This window comes from Aeromicrobium panaciterrae (assembly GCF_031457275.1).
GTDB lineage: Bacteria > Actinomycetota > Actinomycetes > Propionibacteriales > Nocardioidaceae > Aeromicrobium > Aeromicrobium panaciterrae_A.
Map to the genome: position 1 here is coordinate 254,245 of NZ_JAVDWH010000001.1, position 26,654 is coordinate 280,898.

At 63.9% G+C, this 26,654-nt stretch carries 29 protein-coding genes; 10 read left to right on the forward strand and 19 right to left on the reverse strand.

Annotated features, from left to right (window positions below; genetic code table 11):
* Positions 1-44 precede the first annotated feature (44 nt).
* The 5 genes from J2X11_RS01235 to J2X11_RS01255 all read right to left on the reverse strand — a co-directional run bounded on the left by J2X11_RS01235 (position 45) and on the right by J2X11_RS01255 (position 3,810).
* Positions 45-653: a CE1759 family FMN reductase gene (locus tag J2X11_RS01235; RefSeq protein ID WP_309965666.1), complete on the reverse strand. Its 609-nt coding sequence runs from the start codon at positions 651-653 to the stop codon at positions 45-47.
* Complete coding sequence (locus tag J2X11_RS01240; RefSeq protein WP_309972260.1) at positions 650-1,744, reverse strand: CE1758 family FMN-dependent luciferase-like monooxygenase; 1,095 nt, start codon at positions 1,742-1,744, stop codon at positions 650-652. Before J2X11_RS01240 ends, J2X11_RS01235 begins: the two co-directional genes overlap by 4 nt.
* A gap of 73 nt (positions 1,745-1,817) precedes the next feature.
* On the reverse strand, positions 1,818-2,894 hold the full coding sequence (locus J2X11_RS01245; protein ID WP_309965669.1) for a GNAT family N-acetyltransferase: 1,077 nt from the start codon (positions 2,892-2,894) through the stop codon (positions 1,818-1,820).
* Positions 2,894-3,328 carry a tRNA adenosine(34) deaminase TadA gene (tadA, locus tag J2X11_RS01250; RefSeq protein WP_309972262.1) on the reverse strand — a complete coding sequence of 145 codons (435 nt, stop codon included), beginning with the start codon at positions 3,326-3,328 and terminating at the stop codon, positions 2,894-2,896. Before tadA ends, J2X11_RS01245 begins: the two co-directional genes overlap by 1 nt.
* Positions 3,329-3,342: 14 nt before the next feature.
* Positions 3,343-3,810 (reverse strand): tRNA adenosine deaminase-associated protein, encoded by a 468-nt coding sequence (locus tag J2X11_RS01255; protein WP_309965672.1) that lies wholly within the window; start codon positions 3,808-3,810, stop codon positions 3,343-3,345.
* A 107-nt stretch (positions 3,811-3,917) separates the two neighbouring features.
* Here J2X11_RS01255 and upp point away from each other — a divergent pair, with 107 nt between their 5' ends.
* The gene (gene upp, locus J2X11_RS01260) at positions 3,918-4,559 is read left to right on the forward strand and encodes a uracil phosphoribosyltransferase (protein ID WP_309965675.1); all 642 of its coding nucleotides are present in this window, start codon (positions 3,918-3,920) and stop codon (positions 4,557-4,559) included.
* On the opposite strand, the gene J2X11_RS01265 is transcribed toward upp, so the two are convergent.
* Genes J2X11_RS01265 through J2X11_RS01275 form a run of 3 tightly spaced genes read right to left on the reverse strand, consistent with a single transcriptional unit; the run spans position 4,556 to position 7,627 of the window.
* A complete protein-coding gene (locus J2X11_RS01265; protein ID WP_309965678.1) occupies positions 4,556-4,687 on the reverse strand; it encodes a hypothetical protein in 132 nt (43 codons plus the stop codon). The genes upp and J2X11_RS01265 overlap by 4 nt on opposite strands.
* Positions 4,688-4,709: 22 nt before the next feature.
* A complete protein-coding gene (gene pntB, locus J2X11_RS01270; RefSeq protein WP_309965681.1) occupies positions 4,710-6,098 on the reverse strand; it encodes a Re/Si-specific NAD(P)(+) transhydrogenase subunit beta in 1,389 nt (462 codons plus the stop codon).
* Between the two features lie 5 nt (positions 6,099-6,103).
* The gene (locus tag J2X11_RS01275; RefSeq protein WP_309965684.1) at positions 6,104-7,627 is read right to left on the reverse strand and encodes a Re/Si-specific NAD(P)(+) transhydrogenase subunit alpha; all 1,524 of its coding nucleotides are present in this window, start codon (positions 7,625-7,627) and stop codon (positions 6,104-6,106) included.
* A gap of 112 nt (positions 7,628-7,739) precedes the next feature.
* On the opposite strand from J2X11_RS01275, the gene J2X11_RS01280 reads away from it, so the two are divergent.
* Complete coding sequence (locus J2X11_RS01280; RefSeq protein ID WP_309965688.1) at positions 7,740-8,621, forward strand: short-chain dehydrogenase/reductase; 882 nt, start codon at positions 7,740-7,742, stop codon at positions 8,619-8,621.
* Here the strand turns inward: J2X11_RS01280 and J2X11_RS01285 are convergent, their stop codons facing one another.
* The gene (locus tag J2X11_RS01285) at positions 8,622-9,266 is read right to left on the reverse strand and encodes an ACT domain-containing protein (protein WP_309965691.1); all 645 of its coding nucleotides are present in this window, start codon (positions 9,264-9,266) and stop codon (positions 8,622-8,624) included.
* 56 nt (positions 9,267-9,322) lie between these two features.
* On the opposite strand from J2X11_RS01285, the gene J2X11_RS01290 reads away from it, so the two are divergent.
* Together J2X11_RS01290 and gabT are read left to right on the forward strand one after the other, a co-directional pair.
* A complete protein-coding gene (locus tag J2X11_RS01290) occupies positions 9,323-9,661 on the forward strand; it encodes a DUF3817 domain-containing protein (RefSeq protein ID WP_309965694.1) in 339 nt (112 codons plus the stop codon).
* Positions 9,662-9,680: 19 nt separating this feature from the next.
* The gene (gabT, locus tag J2X11_RS01295; RefSeq protein ID WP_309965698.1) at positions 9,681-11,012 is read left to right on the forward strand and encodes a 4-aminobutyrate--2-oxoglutarate transaminase; all 1,332 of its coding nucleotides are present in this window, start codon (positions 9,681-9,683) and stop codon (positions 11,010-11,012) included.
* Positions 11,013-11,015: 3 nt separating this feature from the next.
* On the opposite strand, the gene J2X11_RS01300 is transcribed toward gabT, so the two are convergent.
* From J2X11_RS01300 to J2X11_RS01320, 5 genes are all read right to left on the reverse strand, one after another.
* A complete protein-coding gene (locus J2X11_RS01300) occupies positions 11,016-12,374 on the reverse strand; it encodes an NAD-dependent succinate-semialdehyde dehydrogenase (RefSeq protein WP_309965702.1) in 1,359 nt (452 codons plus the stop codon).
* Positions 12,375-12,421: 47 nt separating this feature from the next.
* Complete coding sequence (locus J2X11_RS01305; protein ID WP_309965705.1) at positions 12,422-13,222, reverse strand: ABC transporter permease; 801 nt, start codon at positions 13,220-13,222, stop codon at positions 12,422-12,424.
* 9 nt (positions 13,223-13,231) lie between these two features.
* Complete coding sequence (locus J2X11_RS01310; protein ID WP_309965708.1) at positions 13,232-14,071, reverse strand: ABC transporter permease; 840 nt, start codon at positions 14,069-14,071, stop codon at positions 13,232-13,234.
* Positions 14,072-14,157: 86 nt separating this feature from the next.
* Positions 14,158-15,339 carry an extracellular solute-binding protein gene (locus tag J2X11_RS01315; RefSeq protein ID WP_309965711.1) on the reverse strand — a complete coding sequence of 394 codons (1,182 nt, stop codon included), beginning with the start codon at positions 15,337-15,339 and terminating at the stop codon, positions 14,158-14,160.
* A 35-nt stretch (positions 15,340-15,374) separates the two neighbouring features.
* Positions 15,375-16,439 (reverse strand): ABC transporter ATP-binding protein, encoded by a 1,065-nt coding sequence (locus tag J2X11_RS01320; RefSeq protein ID WP_309965715.1) that lies wholly within the window; start codon positions 16,437-16,439, stop codon positions 15,375-15,377.
* 137 nt (positions 16,440-16,576) lie between these two features.
* Here J2X11_RS01320 and J2X11_RS01325 point away from each other — a divergent pair, with 137 nt between their 5' ends.
* Positions 16,577-17,320, forward strand: coding sequence for a FadR/GntR family transcriptional regulator (locus J2X11_RS01325; RefSeq protein ID WP_309965719.1), 744 nt, complete (start codon positions 16,577-16,579; stop codon positions 17,318-17,320).
* Between the two features lie 43 nt (positions 17,321-17,363).
* Positions 17,364-18,047 carry a cache domain-containing protein gene (locus J2X11_RS01330; protein WP_309965721.1) on the forward strand — a complete coding sequence of 228 codons (684 nt, stop codon included), beginning with the start codon at positions 17,364-17,366 and terminating at the stop codon, positions 18,045-18,047.
* On the opposite strand, the gene J2X11_RS01335 is transcribed toward J2X11_RS01330, so the two are convergent.
* From J2X11_RS01335 to J2X11_RS01345, 3 genes are read right to left on the reverse strand one after another with little or no spacing between them, the layout of a single operon-like run.
* Positions 18,022-18,642: a Pr6Pr family membrane protein gene (locus J2X11_RS01335; protein ID WP_309965724.1), complete on the reverse strand. Its 621-nt coding sequence runs from the start codon at positions 18,640-18,642 to the stop codon at positions 18,022-18,024. The two genes, J2X11_RS01330 and J2X11_RS01335, sit on opposite strands and share 26 nt — an antisense overlap.
* A gap of 25 nt (positions 18,643-18,667) precedes the next feature.
* A complete protein-coding gene (locus tag J2X11_RS01340; protein WP_309965727.1) occupies positions 18,668-19,255 on the reverse strand; it encodes a hypothetical protein in 588 nt (195 codons plus the stop codon).
* Positions 19,256-19,267: 12 nt separating this feature from the next.
* Positions 19,268-20,506, reverse strand: coding sequence for an NAD(P)/FAD-dependent oxidoreductase (locus J2X11_RS01345; RefSeq protein WP_309965730.1), 1,239 nt, complete (start codon positions 20,504-20,506; stop codon positions 19,268-19,270).
* A gap of 67 nt (positions 20,507-20,573) precedes the next feature.
* Between J2X11_RS01345 and ku the strand changes: the two genes are divergently transcribed.
* Complete coding sequence (gene ku / locus J2X11_RS01350; RefSeq protein WP_309965733.1) at positions 20,574-21,419, forward strand: non-homologous end joining protein Ku; 846 nt, start codon at positions 20,574-20,576, stop codon at positions 21,417-21,419.
* Here ku and J2X11_RS01355 read toward each other — a convergent pair.
* Positions 21,416-22,129, reverse strand: a complete 714-nt coding sequence (locus J2X11_RS01355) for a GAF and ANTAR domain-containing protein (RefSeq protein ID WP_309965736.1) — start codon at positions 22,127-22,129, stop codon at positions 21,416-21,418. The genes ku and J2X11_RS01355 overlap by 4 nt on opposite strands.
* A 149-nt stretch (positions 22,130-22,278) precedes the next feature.
* Between J2X11_RS01355 and J2X11_RS01360 the strand changes: the two genes are divergently transcribed.
* Positions 22,279-22,776, forward strand: coding sequence for a hypothetical protein (locus J2X11_RS01360; protein WP_309965739.1), 498 nt, complete (start codon positions 22,279-22,281; stop codon positions 22,774-22,776).
* Position 22,777: 1 nt separating this feature from the next.
* On the opposite strand, the gene J2X11_RS01365 is transcribed toward J2X11_RS01360, so the two are convergent.
* On the reverse strand, positions 22,778-23,542 hold the full coding sequence (locus J2X11_RS01365) for a sigma-70 family RNA polymerase sigma factor (RefSeq protein WP_309965742.1): 765 nt from the start codon (positions 23,540-23,542) through the stop codon (positions 22,778-22,780).
* Between the two features lie 150 nt (positions 23,543-23,692).
* Here J2X11_RS01365 and J2X11_RS01370 point away from each other — a divergent pair, with 150 nt between their 5' ends.
* Entirely contained in the window at positions 23,693-26,062 is a 2,370-nt protein-coding gene (locus J2X11_RS01370; protein ID WP_309965745.1) for an ATP-dependent DNA ligase, read from the forward strand.
* Positions 26,063-26,114: 52 nt separating this feature from the next.
* A complete protein-coding gene (locus J2X11_RS01375) occupies positions 26,115-26,651 on the forward strand; it encodes a hypothetical protein (protein ID WP_309965748.1) in 537 nt (178 codons plus the stop codon).
* Positions 26,652-26,654 lie beyond the last annotated feature (3 nt).

Below are 26,654 nucleotides of genomic sequence, written 5' to 3' on the forward strand. Positions count from 1 at the left end.
GTTACCGGACGTGAGGTGTCCCGACCCAATCGGGATAGGCGCCGTCAGTCAGCGGTGGGCGGGTTCGAGATCGACAGGAACGTGTCGCTGAACAGGTCGATGTCATCCGATGGTCCGCGCCCCGTACCGGCACCCTTGAGCAGGCTCACCAGCTCGGCGGTCGCGCGATCGATGCGCTCACCGAGCGCGTTCGTACCCTCGGAGCCCCAGTCGTACGGGGAGGCGAAGACGCCAGTCGGTACGGTCAGCGCCTGCATGTAAGCAAACAGCGGGCGCATCGCGAAGTCGATCGCCAGCGAATGCCGGGCGGTGCCACCCGTAGCCGCGAGCACGACCGGCTTCCCGGTGAGCGCTTCAGCGTCGAGTACGTCGAAGAACGACTTGAACAGCCCTGGGTAGGACGCCTTGAAGATCGGCGTGACGACGATCAGTCCGTCGGCCGCGAGGACCTTGTCGATCACGGTCTGCAGGCGTGGAGGTGCGAAGCCGGTCAGCGTTGCGTCGGTGATCTCGTGCGCCAACTCGCGCAGCGAAACCACCTCGACGGTCGCGTCCCCGTACTTGCGCTTCACCGACTCGGCGAACCGGTCCGCCAGCAGGCGCGTCGTCGACGAGTCACTCAGTCCGGCCGAGATGGCGACGATGTTCGTCATACTGTCGCCTCTTCGGCAGCGGCGATCTTGGCGGCAACGCGTGCCGCGTGGGTCGGAGCATCCGGTACGTTCGCCGGCCGGCGAGCATCGAACTCCGCGCGAAGTTGCGGCAACACCTCACCGAGCTCATCGAGCTGCTCCAGCACCGTCTTGATCGGCAGACCTGCATGGTCGACCAGGAAGAGCTGGCGCTGGTAGTCACCGAAGTACTCGGCAAAGGTCAGCGTCTTCTCGACGAACTCCTGCGGGCTGCCGACCGTGAGTGGCGTCTGCGAGGTGAAGTCCTCGAGTGAGGGTCCGTGACCGTAGACCGGCGCGTTGTCGAAGTAGGGACGGAACTCCTTGACCGCGTCCTGGCTGTTCTTGCGGATGAAGAACTGGCCGCCGAGACCGACGATTGCCTGCTCCGGTTCGCCGTGCCCGTAGTGGGCGTAGCGCTGGCGGTAGAAGTCGATCAACCGGACGTAGTGCTCCTTGGGCCAGAAGATGTTGTTGGCGAAGTAGCCGTCGCCATAGAACGCAGCGAGCTCAGCAACCTCCGGCGTACGGATGTTGCCGTGCCACACGAACGGCGGCACCCCGTCGAGCGGGCGCGGCGTAACCGTGAATCCCTGCAGCGGCGTACGGAACTGGCCCTGCCAGGTGACTACGTCTTCATCCCACAGCCGGCGCAGCAGTTGGTAATGCTCGACGGTCAGCTCGATGGCCTTCGAGCCGTCGAAGCCGAACCATGGGTAGACCGGAGCGGTATTGCCGCGACCGAGCATGAGATCCATACGGCCATCGGCCAGGTGCTGCAGCGTCGCGTAGTCCTCGGCGATCTTGACCGGATCGTTGGTTGTGATCAGCGTCGTCGAGGTCGAGAGGATGAGCTTCTCGGTCTGCGCCGCGATGTACGCGAGCGTCGTCGTGGGTGACGACGGTACGAACGGCGGGTTGTGGTGCTCGCCCGTCGCAAAGACGTCGAGTCCGATCTCCTCCGCCTTCTTGGCGATCGTGATCGTGTTCTTGATGCGCTCGTGCTCGGTCTGGACGGTCCCATTGGTGGGATCGGGCGTCACGTCACCGACTGAGAACAGTCCGAACTGCATGCTGGTCATCCCGCATTCTCCTTTAAGAACGTTGTGGAATGTTCAACTAGTTTCTCACATGCTGTATTCCCGATCAGACCCGCTTCTGCCACACGCCTTCAGCGCCGATGGGGCGGAAGCCCAGGTCGATATTGACGCGCAGCATCGGCTCGTTCTCTTCGACGTTGAATGTCGTGATCTGCGGGGTGTCCGGCGCCTGCTCGAGCATCTTCTGCGCGTTGACGGCCTTGAGCAGCATGCCGAGTCGGTGACCGCGATGCGCTCGCAGCACGAGGGTGTCTTCCTGTACGGCAGGCTGGTTGTCCCCCTCCAGACGACCGAGCTCGGTGTGCGCGACGAGCGTGCCGGTCGGAACGTGTTCGGCAGCCGACGTGTAGATGATCCGGCCGCTGCCCTCCTGGCGATCGTCGTGTTCGCGTACGCGATCGGCATCCCAAACGTCGGCGATGACTTCCAGCCCACCGGACGGCTCATCCACGCTCATGGCGGTCGACAGTGCAGCCTTCTGCTCGAGCCACTTCTCGGGCGTACGGCCTGACCAGTGCACGATTCGATAGTCCGCGCCCGCCTTCTCCTGCGCCGCTCGGCGGTGTTCCTCGAGTGACGCAGCAGTGTTCGTCAGGTCAAGACTGCTGATGCGCGCCACCTGCTCGAGCCGATAGCCATGGTGGAGCAAGAACTGCACGCCCGGGTCGTTGGCAGGTACGTCGCCGAAGCCGGTCGACGGTACGACCCGCTCCCCACCGACCGACGACGTATGGATCGCCTCGGCCTGGAGGACGTGGCGACCGAGGTCTGCAGCCAGCCGTTCCTGGTACGCAAACAAAGCGGAACCGATCCCGCGACGACGATGTGACGGCAGCACGTCGGCCATGATCGACACGGCCGGCGCGTTCTCAGCGGTCAGCCAACCCATCAGCCCACGCGCGATGATCCGACCACCGTCGCGAACGACAAAGTGGCGACGGCTCTTCTGCGAGCTACTAGTGAAGTGCGGGAAGATCGACTCCGGCGTGGCCGCGAGTGCGTCGGTCCCCAGGGTGTCGGTCTCCACCAGGTTGCGCATCTCGATCAGTTCTCGGAACTCGTCCCCCCCGGGACCAACGAGGCTGTCCGGAGGGATCAGCTCGTCGATGACGACATCAGTCATTACGTACGGTGCCTCTCGAAGAATTGCCTGAGCAGGGTCGAGGACTCATCAGCGAGCACGCCACTGACCACCTCAGGTCGGTGGTTGAGGCGACGATCGCGCACGACGTCCCACAACGACCCTACGGCTCCAGCCTTCTCGTCAAAAGCGCCGAAGACCAGCCGCTCGAGCCTCGACGCCACGATCGCGCCGGCACACATCGTGCACGGCTCCAGCGTCACCACGAGAGTGCAGCCTTCAAGCCGCCACTCACCCAGCGCCTCGGTGGCTTCGCGGATTGCAACGATCTCGGCGTGGCCCGTTGGGTCGGCATCACGCTCGCGGGTGTTGCGACCACGACCGATCACCAGTCCGTCGGCATCGATGACGATCGCGCCCACGGGCACGTCGTCGGAATCGGCAGCGGTCACAGCCAGGTCGAGCGCCTGCCGCATCAATGCGTCGAACATCAACCGATGATGGCGTCGAGCTTGTCGCCAAAGCCGAGACGGTCGGCGACATCGCGGAGGATGTCCTCGGGAAAGAGATCGTCGTCATCGCACAGCACGCTCAGTTCGAGGCCAGGCATGCCGAGATCGCTGAGAATGTCGAGATCGCCAACAGGCTGTGGATCGTTCGGGTCCTCGGGATCCGGCAGGTCGAGCAGGTCGGCAACGCCAACGGCCAACGGCCAGTCGGTCACGGCAGTCACGTCCGAGAGCAGCGCACGTACCTGCTCACCAGAACGCCGCAGGATCACGAAGAAGTCGTCGTCCATCGAGACCAGCCCGAGTACGCCGACCTCTGACGGGAAGCGGGTGAGCGCCTCACTCAGTTCGTCAACGTCTTCGCCGATGGTCGCGTGCAGCTCGACGACCTGCCACTCACCTTCGTCGCGGTAGGCGGCCACTGCGAAGTCGACATCGTCCTCAGCCATGGCACACCTCCTTGATCGAACTCAGTCTCGGCACGTCACGGGACCGCCTAACGGCGGCCTCTCTGTGATGGTGACAGACCCGAGCCTCATGTCGCTACTCTCGTCGCATGCAGGTACACGTCGCCGATCACCCGCTCATCTCGCACAAACTCACCAAGCTCCGCGACGAACGTACGGATTCTCCGACGTTCAGACGCCTCGCCGATGAGCTCGTGACGCTGCTCGCGTACGAGGCCACTCGCGACGTGCGCGTGTCCCCGGTTGACGTCAAAACGCCCGTGGCGGTCGCCAAGGGCGTACGACTCACCGACCCGCGACCCTTGGTCGTACCGATCCTCCGTGCAGGCCTCGGAATGCTCGAGGGCATGCAGCGACTTCTGCCCACAGCCGAGGTCGGCTTCCTCGGCATGGTGCGCAATGAGGAGACGCTGGAAGCGGTCACGTACGCCGAGCGGCTGCCCGACGACCTGACGGGGCGTCAGTGTTACGTGCTCGACCCGATGCTCGCCACCGGCGGCTCACTCGCCACGGCCATCGACTTCCTGGTGAAACGCGGCGCCAACCACATCACCGCGATCACGCTCCTTGCGGCGCCCGAAGGCATCGCCCGCATGGAGAAGGAGCTCGAGAACATCAACGTGCCGGTCAACTTGGTGACGGCAGGGCTCGACGAAAAGCTCAACGAGCTGGGCTACATCGTTCCCGGTCTAGGAGACGCCGGAGATCGCCTGTACGGCGTTGTCGACTAACCGAGAACGTCGGTGTTGAAGATTCCGTACATGATGCCGACCACCACGATGGCCAGCACCAGAAAGATCAGCGCCTTGTTACCCGTGTCGTCGTCATTGTTCGGGCGGTCATACTCGGGCTTGTCCATGGACTAACGATCCCACACGCATTCACAACGCGCGGATGATCTCCTCGACCTTGTCCTTCGCGTCGCCGAACAGCATTTGGCTGTTGTCTCGGAAGAACAGCGGGTTCTGTACGCCGGCGTAGCCAGTCGCCATCGATCGCTTGAACACCACGACGTCGGTGGCTTCCCAGACGTGGAGGACCGGCATACCCGCAATCGGGCTGGTCGGATCTTCCGCGGCTGCGGGGTTGACCGTGTCGTTGGCGCCGATCACCAGGACCACGGAGGTGCTGGAGAAGTCGTCGTTGATCTCGTCCATCTCGAGAACGATGTCGTACGGGACCTTGGCTTCCGCGAGCAGCACGTTCATGTGGCCAGGCAGGCGACCCGCGACGGGGTGGATGCCGAAGCGCACCTCGATGTTGCGCTCACGGAGCTTGCGGACCAAATCAGCGACGGGGTACTGCGCCTGTGCGACAGCCATGCCATAGCCGGGCGTGATGATCACGGAGCTGGCGTTCTTGAGCAGCTCGGCGGTGTCCTCGGCGCTGACCTCGCGGTGATCGCCGTAGTCGGTGTCATCGTCCGAGGCCGCTTCGATGCCGAAGCCACCCGCGATGACGGAGATGAACGAGCGGTTCATCGCCTGGCACATGATGTAAGAGAGGTACGCACCCGACGAGCCCACGAGGGCTCCGGTGACGATCAATGCGTCGTTGTCGAGCAGGAAGCCCGATGCCGCTGCGGCCCAACCCGAGTAGGAGTTGAGCATCGATACGACGACCGGCATGTCGCCGCCGCCGATCGAGGCGACGAGGTGCCAACCGAGCAGCAGCGCGACGACGGTGACGGCGATCAACAGGCCAAGGCTCGGCGTGATGACGAACCAGACCGTGAGCGCAAAGAAAGCACCCAGTGCGCCGAGGTTGATGACGTTCTTGCCCGGCAGCACCAGCGGTGCCGACGAGATACGTGCCGAAAGCTTGAGGAACGCGACGATCGACCCGGTGAACGTGACCGCACCGATGAAGACGCCGATGAAGACCTCAGCGTTGTGGATGTCCTCGAGCGACTGGAGCGCGAACTTGTGGTGCTCCAGGTAGCCGTTCCAACCGACCAGCACGGCCGCGAGACCCACGAAGGAGTGCAGCAGGGCGATCAGTTCGGGCATACCGGTCATCTCAACGACGCGTGCACGCCACAGACCGATAGCGCCACCAATCACGACGGCTGCGATTAGTAGCGCGATCGTGCTGCCGTCACCGATGTCAGCAACGACCACGAAGGTTGCAGTGAGCGCGATAGCCATACCGGCGATGCCGTAAACGACGCCCTGGCGTGAGGACTCGTGCTTGGACAGCCCGGCGAGGCTGAAGATGAAAAGAAGTGCCGCGACGATGTACGCAGCTGTGGCGATGCTCTGGGAATCCATACCGATCAGCCCTTCGAAAACATGCTGAGCATGCGTCGGGTCACGGCGAATCCACCGAAGACGTTGATGCTGGCGAGAAGGATCGCCACGAACGAGAGCACCTGAATGGTGGTGTCATCGTCGGCGATCTGGAGCATGGCTCCGACGACGATGATGCCGGAGATCGCGTTGGTCACCGACATCAGCGGCGTGTGCAGCGCGTGGTGCACCTTGCCGATCACGTAGTAGCCGATCACGATCGCCAGCACGAGCACGGTGAAGTGCTGCGGCAGCGGTTCAGGCGCGTAGGCGTTGACGAGGAACAGCGCGAGGACACCGAGGCCCACCAGCGTGAACTTGCGCGCAGGCGATGCGACCTTTTTGGGTGCCACTGCGACAGGCTCAGCGACCTTGGCAGCGGCTGGTGCAGCCGAGACCTGGATCTCCGGCGGCGGCCAGGTCTTCTCGCCATCGCGTACGACGGTGATGCCTCGCTGTACGACGTCCTCGAAGTCCAGGACGATCTGGCCGTCCTTGCCCGGGGTCAGCAGCTTCATCAGGTTGACCAGGTTGGTGCCGTAGAGCTGCGACGCCTGAGTTGGGAGGCGACCCGGCAGATCGGTGTAGCCGATGATCGTCACGCCGTTGTCGGTGACGATGGCCTCGCCGGGAACAGTGCCCTCGACGTTGCCGCCCTGGGTTGCCGCCATATCCACGATGACGCTGCCCGGCTTCATGCTCGCCACATCTGCAGCGGTCAGGAGTCGGGGTGCGGGACGGCCGGGGATAAGCGCGGTCGTGACGATGATGTCGACGTCGGCGGCCTGCTCCGAGTAGATCTCGGCGGCCCGCTTGTCGTACGCCTCGGATGTCGCCTTGGCGTATCCGTCAGTGCTCTGCTCGGTCTCGACATCGACGGGGATGTACTCGCCGCCGATCGATGCGACCTGGTCAGCGACCTCAGCACGCGGGTCAGTCGCTCGTACGATCGCGCCCAGGCTGCTGGCCGTACCGATCGCAGCAAGGCCGGCGACGCCGACACCCGCGACGAGAACCTTGGCCGGTGGGACCTTGCCGGCGGCGGTGATCTGGCCGGTGAAGAACCGGCCGAAGACATTGGCGGCTTCGATGACCGCGCGGTAGCCCGCAATGTTGGCCATCGAGCTCAGCACATCGAGCGACTGGGCACGCGAGATGCGCGGCACGGCATCCATCGCCAGTACCGTGATCGGCTTCGTGGCGAGCTCGTCGACCAGCTCAGGCTTGAGCGCCGGGCTGATCAAGCTGACGAGAGTCGCGCCATCGACAAGCTTGGCGATCTCCTGGCTGCTCGGCGCGTTGACCTTGAACACGATCTCGCTGCCCCACGCATCACCGATCGTCGCGCCAGCCTCGGCGTACGCGTCATCGGTGAAGCTGGCTGCCTCGCCAGCGCCGGACTCGACGACAACGTCGTATCCGAGGCCAATCAGCTTGCCAACAGTTTCGGGGGTCGCAGCGACCCGGGTCTCACCTGCGGCCGACTCAGCGACCACTCCCACGACACTCATTCGGCAGAACCTATCGGTCGAGCGGCGGGCCGACCACCCCATGAGACAGGTGTCTCATTTCTGGGCGCTCGGTTTCCTTCCGCAATTCAGATACCGACGGTATGTTAATCGGATGACCCAGACATTCAATGGCAAGGTCGCTCTGATCACCGGCGCCGCACGCGGAATCGGTGCCGGCGTATCCCGCGGCTTCGTCGCTAAGGGCGGCAAAGTCGCCCTCCTCGGGCTCGAGCCCGAGCTCCTCACGGAGCTCTCCGAAGAGCTCGGCGAGTCGGCCGCCTGGTGGGAAGCCGATGTACGCGACAGCGAAGCGATGAAGACCGCCATCGATGCCGCGGCCAAACACTTCGGACAGATCGACTTCGTGCTCGCCAACGCAGGCATCGCCTCGTACGGCACCGTCCGTCAGATCTCAGACGATGCCTTCGAGCGCGTGGTCGACATCAACATCAACGGCGTGTTCCGCACTCTCAAGTACGCGACGCCGTACCTCGAGAAGACCGACGGCTACGCGTTGGTCGTCGCATCTCAGGCATCGTTCGCCGCGCTCGCGGGCCTCGCGTCCTACAACGCCAGCAAGGCTGGCGCCGAGATGCTGGCCATCGCCTACAAGCAGGAAGTCGCGCACCTCGGCATCGGCGTCGGCGTGTGCCACCCGTCGTGGGTCGACACCGACATTGTCCGCGTTGCCGAAGCCGACCTGCCGACGTTCAAGGCTGTCCGCAAGAAGCTGCCCTGGCCATCCAACGCGACCACCAGCATCGAGGACTGCATCGACCTGATCCTCAAGGGCTTCGAGAAGCGCAAGGCGCGCGTCTACGTCAAGAAGTCAGTGCTGGTCTCCAACTGGACCAAGCCGCTGATGAACTCCCCCTTGGCTTGGCCGCTCGTACGCAAGATTGCCGCCGGCGCCGTACCGCAGATGGAGAAAGAGGTCGACGCTCTCGGCCGCTTCCACCATTCGCATACGCCAGTGACGAAGCCAGCGGAGTAGCTAGACCGTTTGTACGGAGGCCGCCAGGGAGACCATGTGACCCAGGCGGGCAACTTCGGACGCGAGGAATTCCGGTCCACCGTGGCGTCCGACCACGAGTACGAAGCGGTGACCCTTGCGGTCCTTGGCAGGAGACGCGGCGAGCACTGTTGAGTCCCAGGCGTCGATCTCCGGCAGGATCTTGGCGCTGCGAATCGACAGCCAAGCTTCGGCGTCGGGCACGAGCTTGGGAGCCGTCGACGACTTCGACATTACCGCGACCTGGCCGTCGACCTTGTGCAGAGCCATCGCCCAGTCCGTACGGAACGTCGCCGGAATGACGTTGACCAGCTCGGCGATCGCGTTCTCGGGATCCGCCGTGAACCGCTCAACGGCTTCGAGGTCCATGCTCAGGTTCGCGCCAGCGTTGTAGCGGGAGATCCAGTGCACCCGTACGCCATCGAGCTTGTGGCACGCGGTGATCAGCGCATCCGGCATCAGCCGAGGGGGCAGTTCGAGCAGCACGTCATCGACGACGCGACCGCTCGACTGACGCTCGACGATCTCGATCGCTTCGATGTCGGCACCCGCACCACCGAGCGCAGTTGCGAGCGCGCCGAGCGATCCGGGCACGTCCGGAAGCTCAACACGCAGCAGGAATGCCATGTTCACATTGTCCCCGCCTCATATTGCGATCTGGTTACGCGGGTACCGTGGCCGCCGTGAACACCCGAACTGCATTCCGAACCGTCGCCATCGCCGAAGCCATCTCGTGGGCTCTGCTGCTCTCAGCCATGTTCTGCAAGTACGTGCTCGAGTCCGAGCCCTTCGGACTGCGTGAAGGTGGCGTTCCCGTCGCCGGCATGACGCACGGAGTCATCTTCGTTGCGTACGTCCTCACGACCCTCGTCGCTCGCCGATCCTTCAGCTGGAGCCACAAGACGACGCTGCTCGCCCTGGCGGCAAGCATCCCGCCGTTCTTCACGTATGTCTTCGAGGTCGTCGCCGACCGTCGTGGACTGCTCGGTCAGTCTGCGCGAATATTGGACGGCGTCGCCTGACCAGAGCGAGAATCGACGCATGTCAGCCTCGCTCGAGCAACGCCGCAACCTCGTCAGTGCTGTCCCTGGCCCCAAGTCGGTCGAACTGATGGCGCGCAAGCAGTCCGCGGTCGCCCGAGGCGTCGGCACGACAATGCCTGTCTTCGCCGCTGAGGCTGGCGGCGGGATCGTGAAGGACGTCGACGGCAACTCCTTCATCGATCTCGGCTCCGGCATCGCCGTCACCACAGTGGGCAACAGCGCACCTCGCGTCGTTGATGCCGTGCGCGAGCAGGTCGAAGCATTCACGCACACGTGCTTCATGATCACCCCGTACGAGGGCTACGTCGCCGTGGCGGAGGCGCTCAACAGGCTGACCCCTGGCGACCACGACAAGCGGACTGCACTGTTCAACTCAGGTGCCGAGGCGGTCGAGAACGCCATCAAGATCGCCCGCGCACACACCAAGAAGCAGGCCGTCGTGGCGTTCGACCACGCCTATCACGGGCGCACGAACCTGACGATGGCGTTGACCGCAAAGTCGATGCCCTACAAGAGCGGATTCGGACCGTTCGCACCCGAGGTCTACCGGGCGCCGCTGTCCTACCCGTACCGCGATGACAAGAATGTCGACGGCACCACCGCCGCCCGCCGTGCGATCACGTACATCGAGAAGCAGGTAGGCGCCGACAACCTTGCCGCCATCGTGATCGAGCCGATCCAAGGCGAAGGCGGCTTCATCGTCCCCGCTGAGGGATTCCTTGCAGGTCTGCAGGAATGGAGCACCGCCAACAACGTGGTGTTCATCGCCGACGAGGTGCAGAGTGGATTCGCGCGTACGGGTGCGATGTTCGCCTGCGAGCACGACGACGTCGTACCCGACCTGATCGTCACGGCCAAGGGCATCGCCGGCGGATTGCCACTCTCGGCCGTCACCGGTCGCTCCGAGATGATGGACGCCGCCCACGTGTCCGGTCTCGGCGGAACGTACGGCGGCAATCCCATCGCCTGCGCAGCCGCCCTTGCGACGATCGAGACCATCGAGGCCGAGGGACTGGTCGAACGAGCTCGTCAGATCGAGCAGCTCATGCTCGGCAAGCTGCACCGGCTCCAAGCCGATGACGACCGCCTCGGAGACGTACGCGGGCGCGGTGCCATGATCGCGGTCGAGATCGTCAAGAGTGGAACCGACGAACCCGATCCGGCGTTGACCAGCACCATCGCCACGGCCGCTCACCAAGCCGGAGTCATCGTGCTCACCTGCGGGACATACGGCAACGTGGTGCGATTCCTGCCGCCGCTCTCGATCAGCGATGAGCTGCTGACCGAGGGCCTCGACGTCGTCGCTGCGGCGTTCGAGGCCGCTCGCTAGGCATCAGTCGGCGACGAAGAACATCCGCTTGTTGACGAACTCGTCCATACCGAGCGGGCCGAGTTCGCGCCCGAAGCCAGAACGTTTGACGCCACCGAACGGGATCTCGGCACCTTCGCCGGCGGTCGAGTTGACGTTGGCCATACCGACCTCCAGCTGCTGCGCAATCTTCTGGGCGCGTGCCGGATCGGCGCTGAACACCGAGCCGCCCAGTCCATAAGCAGTGTCGTTCGCGAGCGCCAACGCCTCTTCATCGCTGCCGACCTTGTAGACGACGGCCACCGGTCCAAACAGCTCCTCGGAGTACGCCCGCATGTCCTTCGTGACCCCGGTCAGCACCGCCGGCGAATAGAACGCAGCCGGCGCCTCACTCAGCTCGCCGCCGGCGTGCAACGTGGCACCCTTGCTGACCGCGTCGTCGACCTGGCCGGCGAGCGCTTCCGCCGCAGCCCGCGACGACACGGGTGAGAAGGTGCCGGGCTCGATCGCGCGCGCCTTCTCGGTCAACTTGCTCACAAAGTCGTCGAAGAGGTCGTCCATCACGATCATCCGCTTGTTGGCATTGCAAGCCTGGCCCGTGTTGTACATCCGGAAGTCCCACGCATTGCCGACAACTCCGTCGAGGTCCGCGGTGTCGAGTACGACCATCGGGTCAGACCCACCCAGCTCGAGGACACACTTCTTCAGGTTCTTGCCCGCCAGCGCTGCGACGATCGAACCTGCCCGCTCCGATCCCGTCAGTGAGACGCCCTGGATCCGTGGATCGGCGATGATCGTCTCGATCTGATCGTGCGACGCAAACACGTTGACGTACACACCGTCGGGCACCCCGGCGTCCTTCATGATCTGCTCGACCGCCAGCGCTGATCCCGGCACCGACTCGGCGTGCTTGAGGATGATGGTGTTGCCGAGCATCAGGTTGGGCGCTGCAAAACGTGCGATCTGGTAGTACGGGAAGTTCCACGGCATGATCCCCAGCAATGGCCCGACCGGGAGCTTCTGGACGACCGCCGTGCCGCCTGAGAACGTCTTGATCGGCTGGTCGGCAGCCAAGGTGGGGCCTTCAGTCGCGAAGTACTTGAAGATCGCCTCGCAGAACTCGACCTCCTCGACGCCCTCACTGAGCGGCTTGCCCATCTCGGTGGTCGCAATGGCCGCGAGTTCGTCGGCGCGCTCCGCGAACAGCACCGCAACCTTCGTGACGACCTCCGCGCGGTCGGCAATCGGGACGTCCTTCCATGAGGCGTATGCCGAGTGGGATGCCGTGAGCGCAGTCTGGATCTCCGCGTCCGTCGCGGTGTCGTAGGTCTCGACGACCTCACCGGAAGCCGGGTTGGTCACCTGGTAGGCGGGGTGGGTCATGGCTGGCTCCTGTCTCGGATTACGCGTGGTTCGTCCATCATGGTCATCTAACGCAAGGCCTCGTTGTCGCCGCTGATCTTCTGGGCGAGCCAGATCGGGAGGACCGACAGCAGGATCAGGACGACCGCAACGACGTTGACGATGGGTGCCTGGTTGGGCCGGAAGAGGTTGTCGAGGATCCAGATCGGCAGCGTCTTGACACCTGCACCGGCCGTGAAGGTCGTCACGATGATCTCGTCGAAGCTGAGGGCGAATGCCAGCAGTCCACCCGCCAGTAGGGCAGAGCGGAGCTGCGGGAACGTCACCAGCCGGAACGTCGTCCAGACGCCAGCGCCCAGATCAGCGGAAGCCTCCTCGAAGTTGCCCCCCATACGACGCAGCCTGGCCTGAACGTTGTTGAAGACCGTGACGATGCAGAACGTCGAGTGGGCAATGATCACTGTCAGGATCGACAGCTGGAGGCTGAGGATCCCGCGGAACGCGTTGTTGAGTGCGATGCCCGTGACGATGCCCGGCAATGCAATCGGCAGGATCACCAGCAGGTTCACCGAGCTCTTGCCGAAGAAGTCGTAACGCTGGAGCGCCAGCGACATCAGGGTGCCCAGCACCAGCGCGATCACGGTCGATGCCAGCGCCACCTCGACGCTGGTGATGACGGCATCACGCGCTCCCTCACTATGGAATGCGCGCTGCCACCAGTCGAAGGTCAACCCCGGCGGCGGCCAGGTCAGCGACCGGCTCGTGTTGAACGAGTTGAGTACGACGACGGCCAGTGGCAGGTACATGAGCAGCAGGATCAGGGCGGTCAGTCCCGCGAGGAGACGTCGTATGGAGGTGCTCAGGGTCATCGCGTATGCCTACAAATTCTCGAGGGCACCCGTACGGCGCACTGCCGTCAGGTAGCCCACCATGATGACGATGGGAATCAGGGCGATCGCCGCTGCCAGCGGCAGATTGTTGGCCGCACCGACGTTGGTGTAGACGAGGTTGCCGAGCATCTGGTTGGCACCGCCGACGATGTTGACCGTGATGTAGTCGCCGAGCGTCAGCGAAAAGCTGAAGATCGAGCCCGCGATGATCGCCGGCGTCAGCATCGGCAGAACGATTGTGCGCATGGTCTGCCACGTCGAGGCGCCAAGGTCGCCCGAGGCGTCGAGCAGAGAGTTCGGCACCCGTTCGAGTCCGGCGAAGATCGGCAGGATGACGTACGGCAACCAGATGTACGCCTGGGTGATGACGACAGCAGTGAGGCCATAGCCGGGGGTGTCGAGGCCGATCCTGCTCGCCGCCCACTGGAAGATGCCGCCGTCCGACAGCACTGACCGCCACGCGAACGCCTTGACGAGGTAGCTCGCCCAGAGGGGCGTCAGGACCGCAATGACGAGGATCCGCTGCATACGCTTCGAGGCGAGCTTGGCCATGTAGAACGCGATCGGCAGCGCGATGAGGATGTCGATCACCGTGACAAGTGCCGCGACTCCGACCGTGCGCAAAGTGACGGTCCGATAGAGCGACTCGGTCGTGATCTCCTTGAGGTTGTCGAACGTCAGGCTGCGATTGATCTCGCCGGTGAAGCTGTCGACAGTCCACAACGCCGACACCAACAGCGCCGCAAGCGCCACGACGTACACCATCACCAGCCACGTCAGCGGAGCAGCGAGCAACAGCGCGAGCCGAGTACGCGGTCTGGCATTCAAGGTCGATGAGACACGCCGCGCAGCCGTCCCCCGCGGTGGGGGAACGGCTGCGCGAGCTGTGTCTACCGACATATCTGTCTTTCTACCTAGCCCTTGATCTCCGTCCAGGCCTTCGTCCACTCCGAGTAGTCCATGCACGTGACGTCAGCACGACCGTCGACACACTCGGCGATCGGCGTCTGCCAGTACCAGAGCTGCTTGGCGAACTCCTCGTCTCCGGCGTTGTACGTCTCGCAGAACGACTTGTCGCTCGCGAAGTCGCAGGCACCCGGGTTGTTGGGAGCCTCACCGAAGTACTCGGTTGCCTGGGCGTTGGCTTCAGGCGACTCGATGTAGTTGAGCCATGCGTACGCGCAGTTGGGGCTCTTGGCGTGCGACGAGATCATCCAGGTGTCGGACCATCCGGTCGAGCCCTCTTCGGGCAGGATCGCCTTGACCTTCGACTTCGCGACCGAGCTCGCGATGACCTGCCACGTCGTTCCGATGACCGAGTCACCGGTTTCGAATGCGGAGATCTCCTTGAGGTAGTCCGACCAGTACTCGCCGACGTTCTTGCGCTGTTCCTTGAGCAGGTCGATCGTGGCCTTGAACTGGTCCTCGTCAAGTGCGTACGGGTTCTCGATCTTGAGCTCCGGCTGATGCTTCATCAGGTAGAGCGCCGCGTCAGCGATGTAGATCGGCGAGTCGTATGCCGTGACCTTGCCCTTGTACTTCGCAGCCTCGGTCGGATCGAACACCGCAGACCAAGACGTTGGAGCGGGCTTGACCTCGTCCTCGTTGTACATCAGCAGGTTGGCGCCATAGCCGTGCGGGACGCCGTAGTGCTTGCCGTCGAACGTGTTCCAGTCCTTGTCCTTCAGGAAGTCGTAGACACCCTCGTAGTTCGGGATGAGGTCGGTGTTGACCTCAACTGCTTCCTTCGATGCGACCATGCGAGCCGTGAGGTCACCGGACGCGACAACCACGTCGTAGTCGCCGGTCTTGGCCAGGTTGAACGCTTCATCGGAGGTGCCGTATGACTTGCTGGTGACTTGGCATCCCGTCTCGTCCTCGAAGGCGGTGACCCAGTCAACCTTGGGGTCGTTGCTGCCGTCCTCGACATAGCCGGGCCACGCCAGGATCGAGACCTTGCTCTCGTTCTTGCCGAGCTTCTTGACTGCCGTGCCACCTTCGGAGTCGCTGCCGCCGCATGCAGCGAGTGCGACGAGGGCACAGCTGGCGAGCAGGGCGCCGAAAGCCCTCCTGCTCCTTCGGGTTGTCATTCTCATCGGTGTCTCCATCTTTCGTGGTGGGATTGGAACCTTCACGTGAGTGGTACGAGGTCATCGACCGACCAGGTCGCGAGGACCTCGTCGCCCCGCTGATCGTCGGTCTTGCCTCCGGTGCTCTGCTCGAGCACGACGATCCCCGTGCCGTCGTGGAGTCGTACATGAATGCGATGCCCGGTGCCGAGGTAGATCGACTCGGTGATGACGCCTTCCGTACGGATCACGCCGGCGTCGGTAATGGTCGACCCCGACGGGTGCAGCGTGATCTTCTCGGGACGAAGCGCGTGCGTGCCCTCGCGGCCCAGAAGTCGGCTCGAGGTGGTGCTGTCGAAGATGTTGGACGTACCGACGAACGAGGCAACATACGCCGAAGAGGGCTGCTCGTAGATTTCCCGCGGGGTGCCGAGCTGCACGATCTTGCCCTCGCTGAACACCGCGACGCGATCGCTCAACGTCAGGGCTTCCTCTTGGTCATGCGTGACGAACACAAACGTGATGCCGAGGTTGCGCTGGAGCTGCTTGAGCTCGACCTGCATCTGCTCTCGGAGCTTGAGGTCGAGGGCGCCGAGTGGTTCGTCGAGAAGCAGCACCTTCGGGCGCACGACGATCGAGCGAGCCAGAGCGACCCGCTGCCGCTGGCCGCCCGATAGCTGACCCGGCTGCCGATTGCCCAGATGTGAGAGCTGGACCATGTCCAGCGCCTCGCCGGCCTGCGCCCGGCGAGCGGCTTTCTTAATCCCGCGTACCCGCAGCCCGTACGCGACGTTGTCGAGCACGCTCATGTGCGGGAACAGCGCGTAATCCTGGAACACCGTGTTGACGTCGCGGTCGAACGGGGCCTTGGCGGTGACATCCTCGCCCGCGAGCTCGATCGTTCCGGCCGTGACCTGCTCAAAGCCCGCGATCAGGCGCAGCACGGTCGTCTTGCCAGATCCTGATGGCCCCAGCATCGAGAAGAACTCGCCATCCGCGATGTCGAGATCAACGTCGTCGACAGCCTTGACGTCACCGAAGTGCTTGCTGAGGCCACGCAGCGAGATCGCGGTGCCCGGCGACGCGGCTACGCTCGGCGGTGATCCGGCGGACGTACTGACGGCCATCGCTGATGGTTCCTTCGGTCGGCGGACGAAGCAGTTCCGGTGTGACCTGGGCCACGCGGTGGCAAAATCATATGGGACCAGATATTAATTGGCTACACCCGGATTGCAACGATCCGGTTACGAGATCGAGGGATGACATGGCGACGGTGCGGAGGCCAGCGACGCGTACGCGCTCCGCGATCTTCGCGCCTTTGGGGGACGAGGGTCGTGCCGTCCGCGTCGAGAACCGGCTGGCTGAGGCGATCCGTTCCGGCGTCCTGACAGACGGCGAGCGCCTGCCAAGCGAGCCCGAGCTGGCCGCGATGCTCGGAGTTGCCACCGTCACCGCGCGCGAAGCGCTCGTCGCCCTGCGCGCGCAAGGACTCGTCACCACTACCCGTGGGCGAGGCGGCGGAAGCTTCGTCACCCGTCCCGAACCAAGCGGCGGCGCCGAGCTGGGCAGTCGCCTTGCAGCCATGTCCCGTGTCGAACTGCGTGACCGCGGCACGATCTACGGCGTGATCCTGGCCGGATGCGCCGAGCTCGCTGCCGAACGGGCTGACGCCTCGGACATCGAGGGCCTGCGCGCTCTCTTGGTCGACGAGAACGAAACCGACGTCGGGCTATGGCGGCATGCCGACTCAGAGCTCTATCTCTCGGTCGCTGCGCTCACCCAGTCCGCGCGCATGACGCGCGAAGTCGTACGTCTTGAAGCCGACATTGGTGCGCTTTTGCGACTCCCGCTCTCCGACCCGGCTTTCCGGGACGCCACCGCAGCGCGACACCTCGCCTTGGTCGACGCGATCGAGGCGCACGCGTCCGACGAGGCTCGGCGATGCGTACGCGAGCACATCGGTGATGCGCTCGAAAGGCTGGCCGACCTGCACGCCGCGATGCCATGATCAACCCACGACTTCGACTCCCACGCGCCCAAGGAGGACCGACATGAAGGTCCAGACCGCTGAACTCTCCACGTGCGTCGAAACCATCGAGCGCCACTTCCACGGCATCCTGGCCGAGCTCGAGACGATGCGAGGACTCCTCGTCGAGCTGTTCGACCAAGGTCCCGTCGATTCGGCGGTCGCCCGTGCGCAGATCGAGCCGCACGTTCGCGGATTCCTCGCGACAGCCGACATCGTCGGCGCGGGCTACGTGGCCGCCCGCAACGCACTGAGCGACGAGCCGCTCTACTTGGCGTGGTGGCAGGGAGACGACCAGCAGCTGCTCGCTGAGTCGGATGCGCCAGGCACAGGCGACCCGCTCGACTACACCCGTCACCCGTGGTTCCGTACGCCGGAACGCACCGGGCAGCCGTACGTCACCGGCCCCTACGTCGACTTCGTGTGCACTGACGAGTACGTCATGACCTCGACCGCGCCAGTGATCTCGAGAGGCTCGATGGTCGGTGTCGTCGGAGCCGACACCCTGGTCGAGACCCTCGAGGGCCTGCTTCTCCCGTCACTACGGTCCGCCGACGCAACACTCGTCAACGACCAGGGACGCACGGTCGTGTCGGCCGATCCGCACCTTGCGACCGGCAGCCTTCTCGACCTGTCGACGTACGCCGAAGTCGTTCCCTGCCGCGACCTTCCGATGTCGGTCGTCAGACGTGAACGGCCGGTCGACTGAGCCGGATGTAGAACGTCGAGATCGCCAACGCGAGCACCAGAACACCGACGCTGACGATCGCCACGGCGCCAGTACCGTGCGCGTCGATGTCAAGGAAGTCGTACGGCACCTTCGAGAACTTGCCGTCCTCCACCAGGTACTTCGGTGATCCCACCTCGGCTCGGATCAGCGTGTACGCCAGCCAGCCCATCGCCCACACCAGGAACCAGAGCGCACTCTTGTCCAACCGAGTGCGAGGCTTGAGGAACACGAAACCGACCACCGCCATCGCAGGCACCACGTAGTGGAACGCTTTGTCAGTCCACCAGTCGACCCCGTCAAGCTTCACGGCTCCGGCGAGGATGGTCGAGAAGATAATGCCGGTGATCGTGATTCCGACCAACCCGCCGAGACGCAGGATGCCGAACGCCGTACCGCCCCGTTCCGGCTTCAGGACGACCAGCCAGCAGGCGATCGCGACCAAGATGTTGGACTCGACAGTGAAGTAGCTGAAGAAATTGACGACGCTGCCATCACGGTCGAGCACCAGGACGAACTGCACGACCAGGGCAACGGTGGCGATCAGGGCAATGGCGCCATGCCAGAGACGACTCATGCGGCGAGACTAGCGGCTCAGAACGTCAGCGCCCCTGCAGTGCATCGAGCGCAACGGCCATCGCGGTGGCGACTCTCCAGTCGAGCTGCCAGCCGCTCTCGAGCTTGGGGACCGTGAGCTCATACCGGTCCTTCAGCGACCGTTGACGCTCCGACGTGAGGATGATCTGCCCATCGGGCGCCGTGAAGTCGAAGTGGAAGCGCAGGAAGATCGGCAGCTCCCCCACGAGGTCCAGGACTCGCCTGGCGATCGCGACGCCCTGGCTGCGCTCCTGACCCACCGAGGTGAGTCCGTCCGGTGTCGACAGGTGCCAGGTCGAGCGCAGCAGCGACTTGCCGAAGTCCTTGCGGAATTCGCCGATCGGGTTGCCGTCCTTGTCGGTGACGTCGTACGTCGCGGCGAGGTCCATCCGTGTGCGCGCCTTGAACCCGAAGATCGGATCGGTCTTGGCGGCGTCGGTGTAGAACGTGACCTGCTCCTTGAACGCCATCCGCTTCTGCTCGGCGAATGCCATCAGCGGCCCTTCGGTCCCGTCGTCGGCAAGCGGGTACAGCTCATACCGGTTGACCATCAGGGTGATCTTCTGACGCAGGGCAAAGCGAGTTTCGGTCATGACCTGAGTCTCTCAGCGCAGGGGGTCGAATGACGAAAGCAGCCCTGCATCCTCACCGCGCGCGATCTGCTCGGCGAGCAGTTTGCCGCTCAAGGGGCCGAGGGCGATGCCCCACATCCCGTGGCCACCAGACACGAATACGCGCGGAGATTTCGTACGGCCCACGAGCGGTAGACCGTCAGCGGTGCAGGGGCGAGAACCGACCCACTCGTCGGAACGCGCTTCCCAGTCTACTCCGGTCAACATCGGCTTGGCCGCATCGACGATCGCCTTGATACGGCGCGGATCGAGGGGCGCATCGGGTTTGCGGAACTCCATCATTCCGGCGACGCGCAGCCCATCGCCGAGCGGCGTGGCTGCCACCCGTTGCGCCGGGAAGTAGATCGGCGCGACCGGCATGTGCTCGGGCTGCACCGTGAAGCTGTAGCCGCGACCTGCCTGCACGATCGTCGAGACACCGAAATCGCGGGCCAACGACCCAAGCCACGTTCCGGTGGCGACCACCACGGCATCAGCGACCAGCGGCTCGCCATTTCTGACCTCAAGCTCCACGCCGGCGCCGGAGTCGCGGATCTCGCGTATGTCGGCGTCGACTATCTCCGCTCCACGAACGCGTACGGAGTCTGCGAGGGCATGAACGAAGCGGCCCGGGTTGATGAACCGCTGCTCAGCGAGCCGAACACCGCAGGTCACAGCCTCGCCGAAGGTCGGGACGAGCGTATGGATCTCGCCGCTGTCGAGCAGCGAGTATGCAGTCCGCCGACCGAGTTCGGCCACGTGGTCGAACTCGTCGATCAGCTTCTGCCGATCGGACTCCGATGCGAATGCCGCGATGAACGGCTCCGCAGGCTTGGTCGGCTCGCTCAGTCCTTCGAGCTCGTCAAAGGCATCGAGTGCCATCGCGTTCGCCTGGTTGAACACTGTCATCGCCGCACGCCACTTCGACGACGTGCAGTGTCGGGTGAAGTCGGCGAGGAACTTCAGCAGTCGAGGGTTGGTCGTCAGCGGCACATACACGGGCGACGACGGGCTCAGCGTGGCCTTGATGCCACCGGCCAGAATCGCCGGATCGGGAAGCGGCAGGGTGAGCGATGGCGCGAGCCACCCGGCGTTGCCCCATGAGGAGCCCGCTGCGACGCCGCCGCGGTCGACCACGGTGACGCGAATCCCTTCGCGCTGGAGGAACCACGCGGTCGAAAGACCGACCATGCCCGCACCTACGACGATGACGTGCTCGGGGCGGGAGCTCATGGCTCCATTGTGGGGCCAAATCGGCCGCGACTAGCGCTCGAACCCTGCTCGGGGTTCACTTGTACCTATGCGATCGATCTGGAAGGGCGCCATCAGCTTCGGGCTGGTCAACGTGCCCATCAAGCTCTACAGCGCGACTGAGAGCCATGACGTGTCCCTGCACCAGGTCCACAACAAGGACGGCGGGCGCATTCGCTACCAGCGCCGCTGCGAAGTGTGCGAGAAGGTCGTCGCCTACGAAGACATCGACAAGGCGTACGACGACGGCTCGCGCACCGTCGTATTGACCGACGAAGATTTCCAGTCGCTGCCTGCCGAATACACCCGTGAGATCGAGGTCCTCGAGTTCGTCCCCGACGACCAGATCGATCCGATTCGCTACGACCGCAGTTACTTCCTCGAGCCTGAGGATCAGGCGCTGAAGCCGTACGTTCTGCTTCGCAAGGCACTCGAGGATTCGGATCGTACGGCGATCGTTACGTTCGCGATGCGACAGAAGACTCGGCTGGCAGCGCTGCGCGTACGTGATGGCGTACTCATCCTGCAGACGATGCTGTGGGACGACGAAGTGCGCGAAGTCGACTTCCCGATCCTCGAAGAGACCGTGCGTATCAGCGCCAAAGAGCGCGACATGGCTGCTCAGCTGGTCGATTCACTGGCGGCCGACTTCCAGAGCTCGGACTTCAAGGACGACTACCAGGAACAGCTCCGCACCCTGGTCGAGGCCAAGCTCGAGAGCGGCGACTCGATCGACACCGAGGCAACCTTCGGCGAGAAGCCCGAGGAAGAGGCGGATGGCGGCGAGGTCGTCGACCTGATGGAAGCCCTCAAGCGCAGCGTCGAGCGCAAGAAGGAAACCAAGAAGGCCGCCTCCAAGCCCGCCAAGAAGACCGCAGCGCGCAAGACGTCCTAGACGGCTGCCGGTTCACCCTCGGGCGGGGTAACGGCGAGGTCGACATGGTCCGAGGTGCGGTGCTCGACTACCCATGAAGCAACATCGCGCAGCTTGATGTTGTGGTGCTGCGACAGTCGACGCAGGAACTCGAACGCGCGCGTCGAGTCGAGGTCGTAACGCTCCATGAGAATGCCTTGCGCCTGTCCGATCAGCTTGCGCGCATCGATCGCGACCTGCAGCCCTTCTTCATTGTGAGCACTGGAAAGTGCGATCGAGGCATGAGTCACGAAGATGGAGGCGACAGCCACGTCGTCGTCATCGAAGGCGTCGGTGCGGTCTGCGTAAAGATTGAGCGAACCGTATCGGCGCGTACGCGTCTCAAGACGGAGGCTGAGCACGCTTCGCATTCCGAGCTCGGTGACAGCCGGGCCCCACGCGGGCCAGCGAAGATCCGCGGCGGTGTCGTTCGACAGGTAGAGCGGTCCGCCCTCGATCGCATCGAGGCATGGGCCCTCATCGAAGATGATTTGAAGGTTGTGGGACTCACCTACGCGACTCGACGTGGCCGCCGCAGTCTCGATCTGGTTCCGCCCTCTGACCAGCATGATTCCGGCGTCGTCGCAGCTGGTCGCGGTCATCGCGAATTCTGCAATGCGCTCGATGGTGCGTTCTGCTGTGGGCTCGTTGTGCAGCTCGAGCGCCATCTCTGAAAAAAACGAAGTGTCCATTGCTCACCCCTCGCTAGATTCTGTGCGGCTACAGGAAACCACAAGTCGCGCCGGAAACCTACCGTGATTTGTTTGGTGTCCAGACCCATGGGTACGTCACGCCTGACCGACTGATCAACACAACCGGTGTGAACCGGAAAGGACGTCGGATGACCGATCGCCCAGACCCGCTCACAACTCCCATCCGAGACGCTGCGACCCTCACCATCACGTTGTTCGGAGACAACGGCCGGATCGACCACGCTCTGAGCGCGGAGCTTGGGCGACGTGGTTGCCGTACACACGCGGTCAGTGTGGAAACCGGTTGGTTGAAGTCCGCGGAGAACGTCATCTGCCGGCTCGACACTGTCGCGGGGCAACGAGCCCTCGAAGGTCTCGCCGGAAGGGTAGGTCCGCACGCGACGGTCATCGCGGTTTGCGAGCAACCCGCCAACGAGAGCGACGCGAAGCGCCTCCAAGATTTGTGCAAGGCGTGCGGTCGTCACCACGATGTGTCATTGATCTGGCACTCACCCGTTGGCGACGCCCCGGCATCCGAGCCGCCGCCGATCGAGCACCTGGCCGTCTCGATCGTCGACGAGGTCTCGACCAAGGTCGCTCACACCGATGGCAACTCGTTCACCACACGGTTTGTCGACCTCGGCTGAGTCATGCCGCCGAGGACTCCAGCACCTCGGACCTCAATGACTCGAGCAGTTTCGAGAGACGTCGCGACACCTGCATCTGGCTGACGCCGATGATCGCCGCAATCTCCTGCTGAGACTTGTCCTCGACGAACCGAAGATAGAGGAGCTCTCGCTCAGCATCAGTGAGTCGCTGACATAGAGGAGCGACACTCACCCACTCCTCAATGAAGTCGTAGGCAGACTCCTCCACCGGCAGCCCTTCACCGAGCGGGCGTCCGCCGATGCGAATCGGCTGATCCAGCGAGGAGGGTGAGAAACAGCTTCGTGCCGCTTGCGCCTCACGGATGTCCGCGACCTCCGTGCCGAGCTCTGCAGCGAGATCTGCATCGTCCGGGGTGTGCGCATAGGAGTGCATGCGTCGCTCCGTGGCAGCCGCCATGTCTGCCTGGAGCTGTTGGACGCGGCGAGGAGGTCGTACTCCCCAGCAGTAGTCACGGAAGTACTTCTTGATCTCGCCAAGGATCGTCACCGTCGCAAACGGGACGAACTCGCCACGATCATGATGGAAGCCGCGTATCGCCTTGACCAGTGCAAAGCTGGCCACCTGGACGAGGTCCTCGCGGTCAGCGCCGCGTCCGACGTATCGCCCAGCAAGGTGCGTCGCCAGGCCGAGATAGCGGTGCACGAGCTGGTCCTCGAGGACGGTTCGTTCTTGGGCATCGGCATCTGCGGCCTTCTCAAGAAGGTCTGTGGTGTCATCAATGGTGGTAACGGGAGCTGCATTCACGGGATACTCCAAGGAGTCGAAACCGTGCGCGGCTTTTGCTCAACCGGCATCCCCACCCTTGCACGTGTCGCGGCTGAGCACAACCCGAAATGACTATTCGGCGTAGTTCTTTCGGACTATGCCGACTGATCTGAGGCTGGAGGACTACCGTTGGCCGATGCGCCTCAGACTGTGTCGATCGCCGGTCATCGCCTCCGCCTGACCAATCCCGACAAGGTGATCTATCCCCTGACCGGGACCACCAAGGCCGAGGTCATCCATTACTACGTCGAGATCGCGCCGATCCTTCTCCCGCATCTCGCCGACCGGCTGACGACCCGCAAGCGCTGGGTCAACGGCGTCGGCTCAACCGACAAGCCGGGCGAGGTGTTCTTCGAGAAGAACCTCCCGGACTCTGCGCCGAGCTGGATCCGACGGGTAGCCGTCGAGCACAGCAAGGACACCAAGGAATACCCCGTCTTCACCAGCGCCGCAGCCCTCGCGTGGGCCGGACAAGTTGCGGCGATCGAGCTTCACGTCCCGCAGTGGAAGGTCAATCGCCGCGGCACACCTCAGAACCCTGACCGGCTGGTGCTCGACCTCGACCCGGGACCCGGTGCCGGTCTGCCCGAGTGCGCGGAGGTCGCCAGGGTGGCTCGGCAGATGCTGCAGGACATCGGACTCGACGCCGTGCCCGTGACCAGCGGCAGCAAAGGCATCCACCTGTACGCCGGCCTCGACGGCTCGCAGGACTCCCACTACATCAACGCGTTCGCCAAGGAGCTGGCCAAAGCACTGGAGTCGGAGCTGCCGGACCTCGTGGTCAGCGACATGAAGAAGAGCCTCCGCAAAGACAAGGTCCTGGTCGATTGGAGCCAGAACAACGCCTCCAAGACGACCATCGCTCCCTACTCATTGCGCGGCACGCTCGAACCCAACGTGGCAACGCCGCGTACGTGGAAGGAGCTCGACGACCCCAACCTCAGCCAGCTTTCCTTCGAAGAGGTGCTGGCCCGGATGAAGAAGCGCAAAGACCCGATGGCTCACCTAGTCGGGCCGACGCCATCGACCGACCGGCTTGTCGAATATCGAGCGAAGCGCGATGGCTCCAAAACTCCGGAGCCTGTGCCGATCGGCAGCCCGGTCGCGAGCGACGGCAACACCTTCGTGATCCAGGAACACCATGCCAGCGCACTGCACTGGGACTTCCGACTCGAACACGACGGTGTGCTCGTTTCTTGGGCTCTGCCCAAGGGAGTGCCAACCGACCCGTCCAAGAATCACCTGGCGGTCCAGACCGAGGATCACCCGCTCGAGTACGCGACCTTCGAGGGAACGATCCCGAAGGGCGAGTACGGCGCCGGCAAGTCGTGGATCTGGGACGCCGGAACGTACGAGCTCGAGAAGTGGCGCGATGACGAAGTCATCGTCACGCTGACCGGCACCAAGGGCGAACTTGAGGGCGCCCCCAAGTTTGCGCTGATCAAGACCGGCAAGAACTGGCTGATCCATCTGATGCAAGACAAGGCGAAGGCGCCAGCCAAGAAGGCCCCCGTACAAAAGTCGACAAATAGCCTTTCCAAGAAGTTCGTCCCACCGATGCTGGCAACGCTCGGAACTCCAGGGGACCTGGAGGAAGAGTCCGACTGGGCCTTCGAGATGAAGTGGGACGGCATCCGGGCGATCGCCGTCGTCGATGGGGACGACATCGGGTTGTTCACCCGCAAGGGCAATGACGTGACGGTTGCGTACCCGGAGGTGGTTGCAGCTCTCGCCGAGCTCGAGCTCAACGACTCGATCCTCGATGGCGAGATCGTTGCCCTCAACGATGCCGGCGCTCCCGACTTCGGACTCCTGCAACAGCGGATGGGGCTGACCAAACCCGCTGAGGTCGAGGCCGCCGCAGAGCGGGTCGAGGCGACGTACATGGTGTTCGACCTGTTGGCGACGGATGGTCAGGGCATACGCAATGACCAATACGTCGATCGGCGCGCAGCCCTGGCCAAGCTCGATGTCGACGATGGCCACACGATCCTGGTGCCACCCGCGTACGAAGGCACGCTCGCCAAAGCCATCGCATCGAGCAAGAAGCTGGGACTCGAAGGCGTGATCGCGAAACGACGCGAGAGCAGGTACGTCGGGGAGAAGCGCTCGTCCTCGTGGATCAAGATCAAGCACCAGCGGATGCAAGAGGTCGTCATCGGTGGATGGAAGCCGGGGACGGGATCGCGCGGCGGGACCATCGGATCGCTGCTGCTGGGCATACCCGGCGACGACGGTCTGCAGTACGTCGGCAAGGTTGGCACCGGTTTCACCCAGCGCACCCTCGAAGCCTTGCTCAAGTCCCTGACGCCACTGGAGCGGAAGACCAGTCCGTTCGTCGAGGTTCCTCGTGACGTCGAGCGTGACGCACGCTGGGTGACGCCGAAGATCGTCGGCGAAGTTCAGTTCGGCGAGTGGACGCACAGCGGCAATCTGCGTCATCCGAGCTGGCGCGGGGTACGTACGGACAAGAACCCGGCTGACGTACGGCTGGAATGACGAGCACCAGCCTGCGACGATGGGGCCACGGGCACGATCACGAGGAGAGCACATGAAGTTCAAGAAGGCCATCCGCGACAAGATCGAAGCGCAGATCGACGGGCTCGCCGATCAGGCGAAGGACTTGGTTGATCGTGCTCCCGGCCTCCGTGACGAGGTGAAGAACCGTCTGCCCGATCGCGAGGACCTCAAGGACCTGATTCCCGACAAGAAGCAGTTGCTCGAGTTGCGCGACGAGCTCTTCGAGAAGATCCCCGACAGCGTCTCCGACCACATCCCCGATGCGGCCAAGCCCAAGAAGAAGCGCGGCAAGGTCAAGAAGGTCGCATTGCTCGGTCTGGTCACCGGTGCCGGTGCCGCTGCGGTCGCCGCTGCACGCCGCGTCGCCAGCAACACCCCAACACCGTCGTACACACAGCCACGTCCGGCGCCGACGCCGACGGCTAAGCCCGCAGCGCCTGCGAAGAAGACTGCAGCGAAGAAGGCTCCGGCAAAGAAGGCACCGGCCAAAAAGGCGGCAGCGAAGAAGGCCAGCCCGGCCAAGAAGGCCCCTGCCAAGAAGTCCGCCCCGGCCAAGAAGACGACGTAGTCA

Bases quoted from the DNA above. Each gene is read 5' to 3' on its own strand.
- J2X11_RS01235 (WP_309965666.1), bottom strand. From the start codon at position 653: ATGACGAACATCGTCGCCATCTCGGCCGGACTGAGTGACTCGTCGACG.
- J2X11_RS01275 (WP_309965684.1), bottom strand. From the start codon at position 7,627: ATGAGTGTCGTGGGAGTGGTCGCTGAGTCGGCCGCAGGTGAGACCCGG.
- pntB (WP_309965681.1), bottom strand. From the start codon at position 6,098: ATGGATTCCCAGAGCATCGCCACAGCTGCGTACATCGTCGCGGCACTT.
- J2X11_RS01325 (WP_309965719.1), top strand. From the start codon at position 16,577: ATGGCGACGGTGCGGAGGCCAGCGACGCGTACGCGCTCCGCGATCTTC.
- J2X11_RS01355 (WP_309965736.1), bottom strand. From the start codon at position 22,129: ATGGACACTTCGTTTTTTTCAGAGATGGCGCTCGAGCTGCACAACGAG.
- tadA (WP_309972262.1), bottom strand. From the start codon at position 3,328: ATGCGGCAGGCGCTCGACCTGGCTGTGACCGCTGCCGATTCCGACGAC.
- J2X11_RS01255 (WP_309965672.1), bottom strand. From the start codon at position 3,810: ATGGCTGAGGACGATGTCGACTTCGCAGTGGCCGCCTACCGCGACGAA.
- upp (WP_309965675.1), top strand. From the start codon at position 3,918: ATGCAGGTACACGTCGCCGATCACCCGCTCATCTCGCACAAACTCACC.
- J2X11_RS01320 (WP_309965715.1), bottom strand. From the start codon at position 16,439: ATGGCCGTCAGTACGTCCGCCGGATCACCGCCGAGCGTAGCCGCGTCG.
- J2X11_RS01345 (WP_309965730.1), bottom strand. From the start codon at position 20,506: ATGAGCTCCCGCCCCGAGCACGTCATCGTCGTAGGTGCGGGCATGGTC.
- J2X11_RS01315 (WP_309965711.1), bottom strand. From the start codon at position 15,339: ATGAGAATGACAACCCGAAGGAGCAGGAGGGCTTTCGGCGCCCTGCTC.
- J2X11_RS01360 (WP_309965739.1), top strand. From the start codon at position 22,279: ATGACCGATCGCCCAGACCCGCTCACAACTCCCATCCGAGACGCTGCG.
- J2X11_RS01335 (WP_309965724.1), bottom strand. From the start codon at position 18,642: ATGAGTCGTCTCTGGCATGGCGCCATTGCCCTGATCGCCACCGTTGCC.
- gabT (WP_309965698.1), top strand. From the start codon at position 9,681: ATGTCAGCCTCGCTCGAGCAACGCCGCAACCTCGTCAGTGCTGTCCCT.
- J2X11_RS01280 (WP_309965688.1), top strand. From the start codon at position 7,740: ATGACCCAGACATTCAATGGCAAGGTCGCTCTGATCACCGGCGCCGCA.
- J2X11_RS01375 (WP_309965748.1), top strand. From the start codon at position 26,115: ATGAAGTTCAAGAAGGCCATCCGCGACAAGATCGAAGCGCAGATCGAC.
- J2X11_RS01285 (WP_309965691.1), bottom strand. From the start codon at position 9,266: ATGGCATTCCTGCTGCGTGTTGAGCTTCCGGACGTGCCCGGATCGCTC.
- J2X11_RS01340 (WP_309965727.1), bottom strand. From the start codon at position 19,255: ATGACCGAAACTCGCTTTGCCCTGCGTCAGAAGATCACCCTGATGGTC.
- J2X11_RS01300 (WP_309965702.1), bottom strand. From the start codon at position 12,374: ATGACCCACCCCGCCTACCAGGTGACCAACCCGGCTTCCGGTGAGGTC.
- J2X11_RS01240 (WP_309972260.1), bottom strand. From the start codon at position 1,744: ATGCAGTTCGGACTGTTCTCAGTCGGTGACGTGACGCCCGATCCCACC.
- ku (WP_309965733.1), top strand. From the start codon at position 20,574: ATGCGATCGATCTGGAAGGGCGCCATCAGCTTCGGGCTGGTCAACGTG.
- J2X11_RS01305 (WP_309965705.1), bottom strand. From the start codon at position 13,222: ATGACCCTGAGCACCTCCATACGACGTCTCCTCGCGGGACTGACCGCC.
- J2X11_RS01330 (WP_309965721.1), top strand. From the start codon at position 17,364: ATGAAGGTCCAGACCGCTGAACTCTCCACGTGCGTCGAAACCATCGAG.
- J2X11_RS01245 (WP_309965669.1), bottom strand. From the start codon at position 2,894: ATGACTGATGTCGTCATCGACGAGCTGATCCCTCCGGACAGCCTCGTT.
- J2X11_RS01265 (WP_309965678.1), bottom strand. From the start codon at position 4,687: ATGGACAAGCCCGAGTATGACCGCCCGAACAATGACGACGACACGGGT.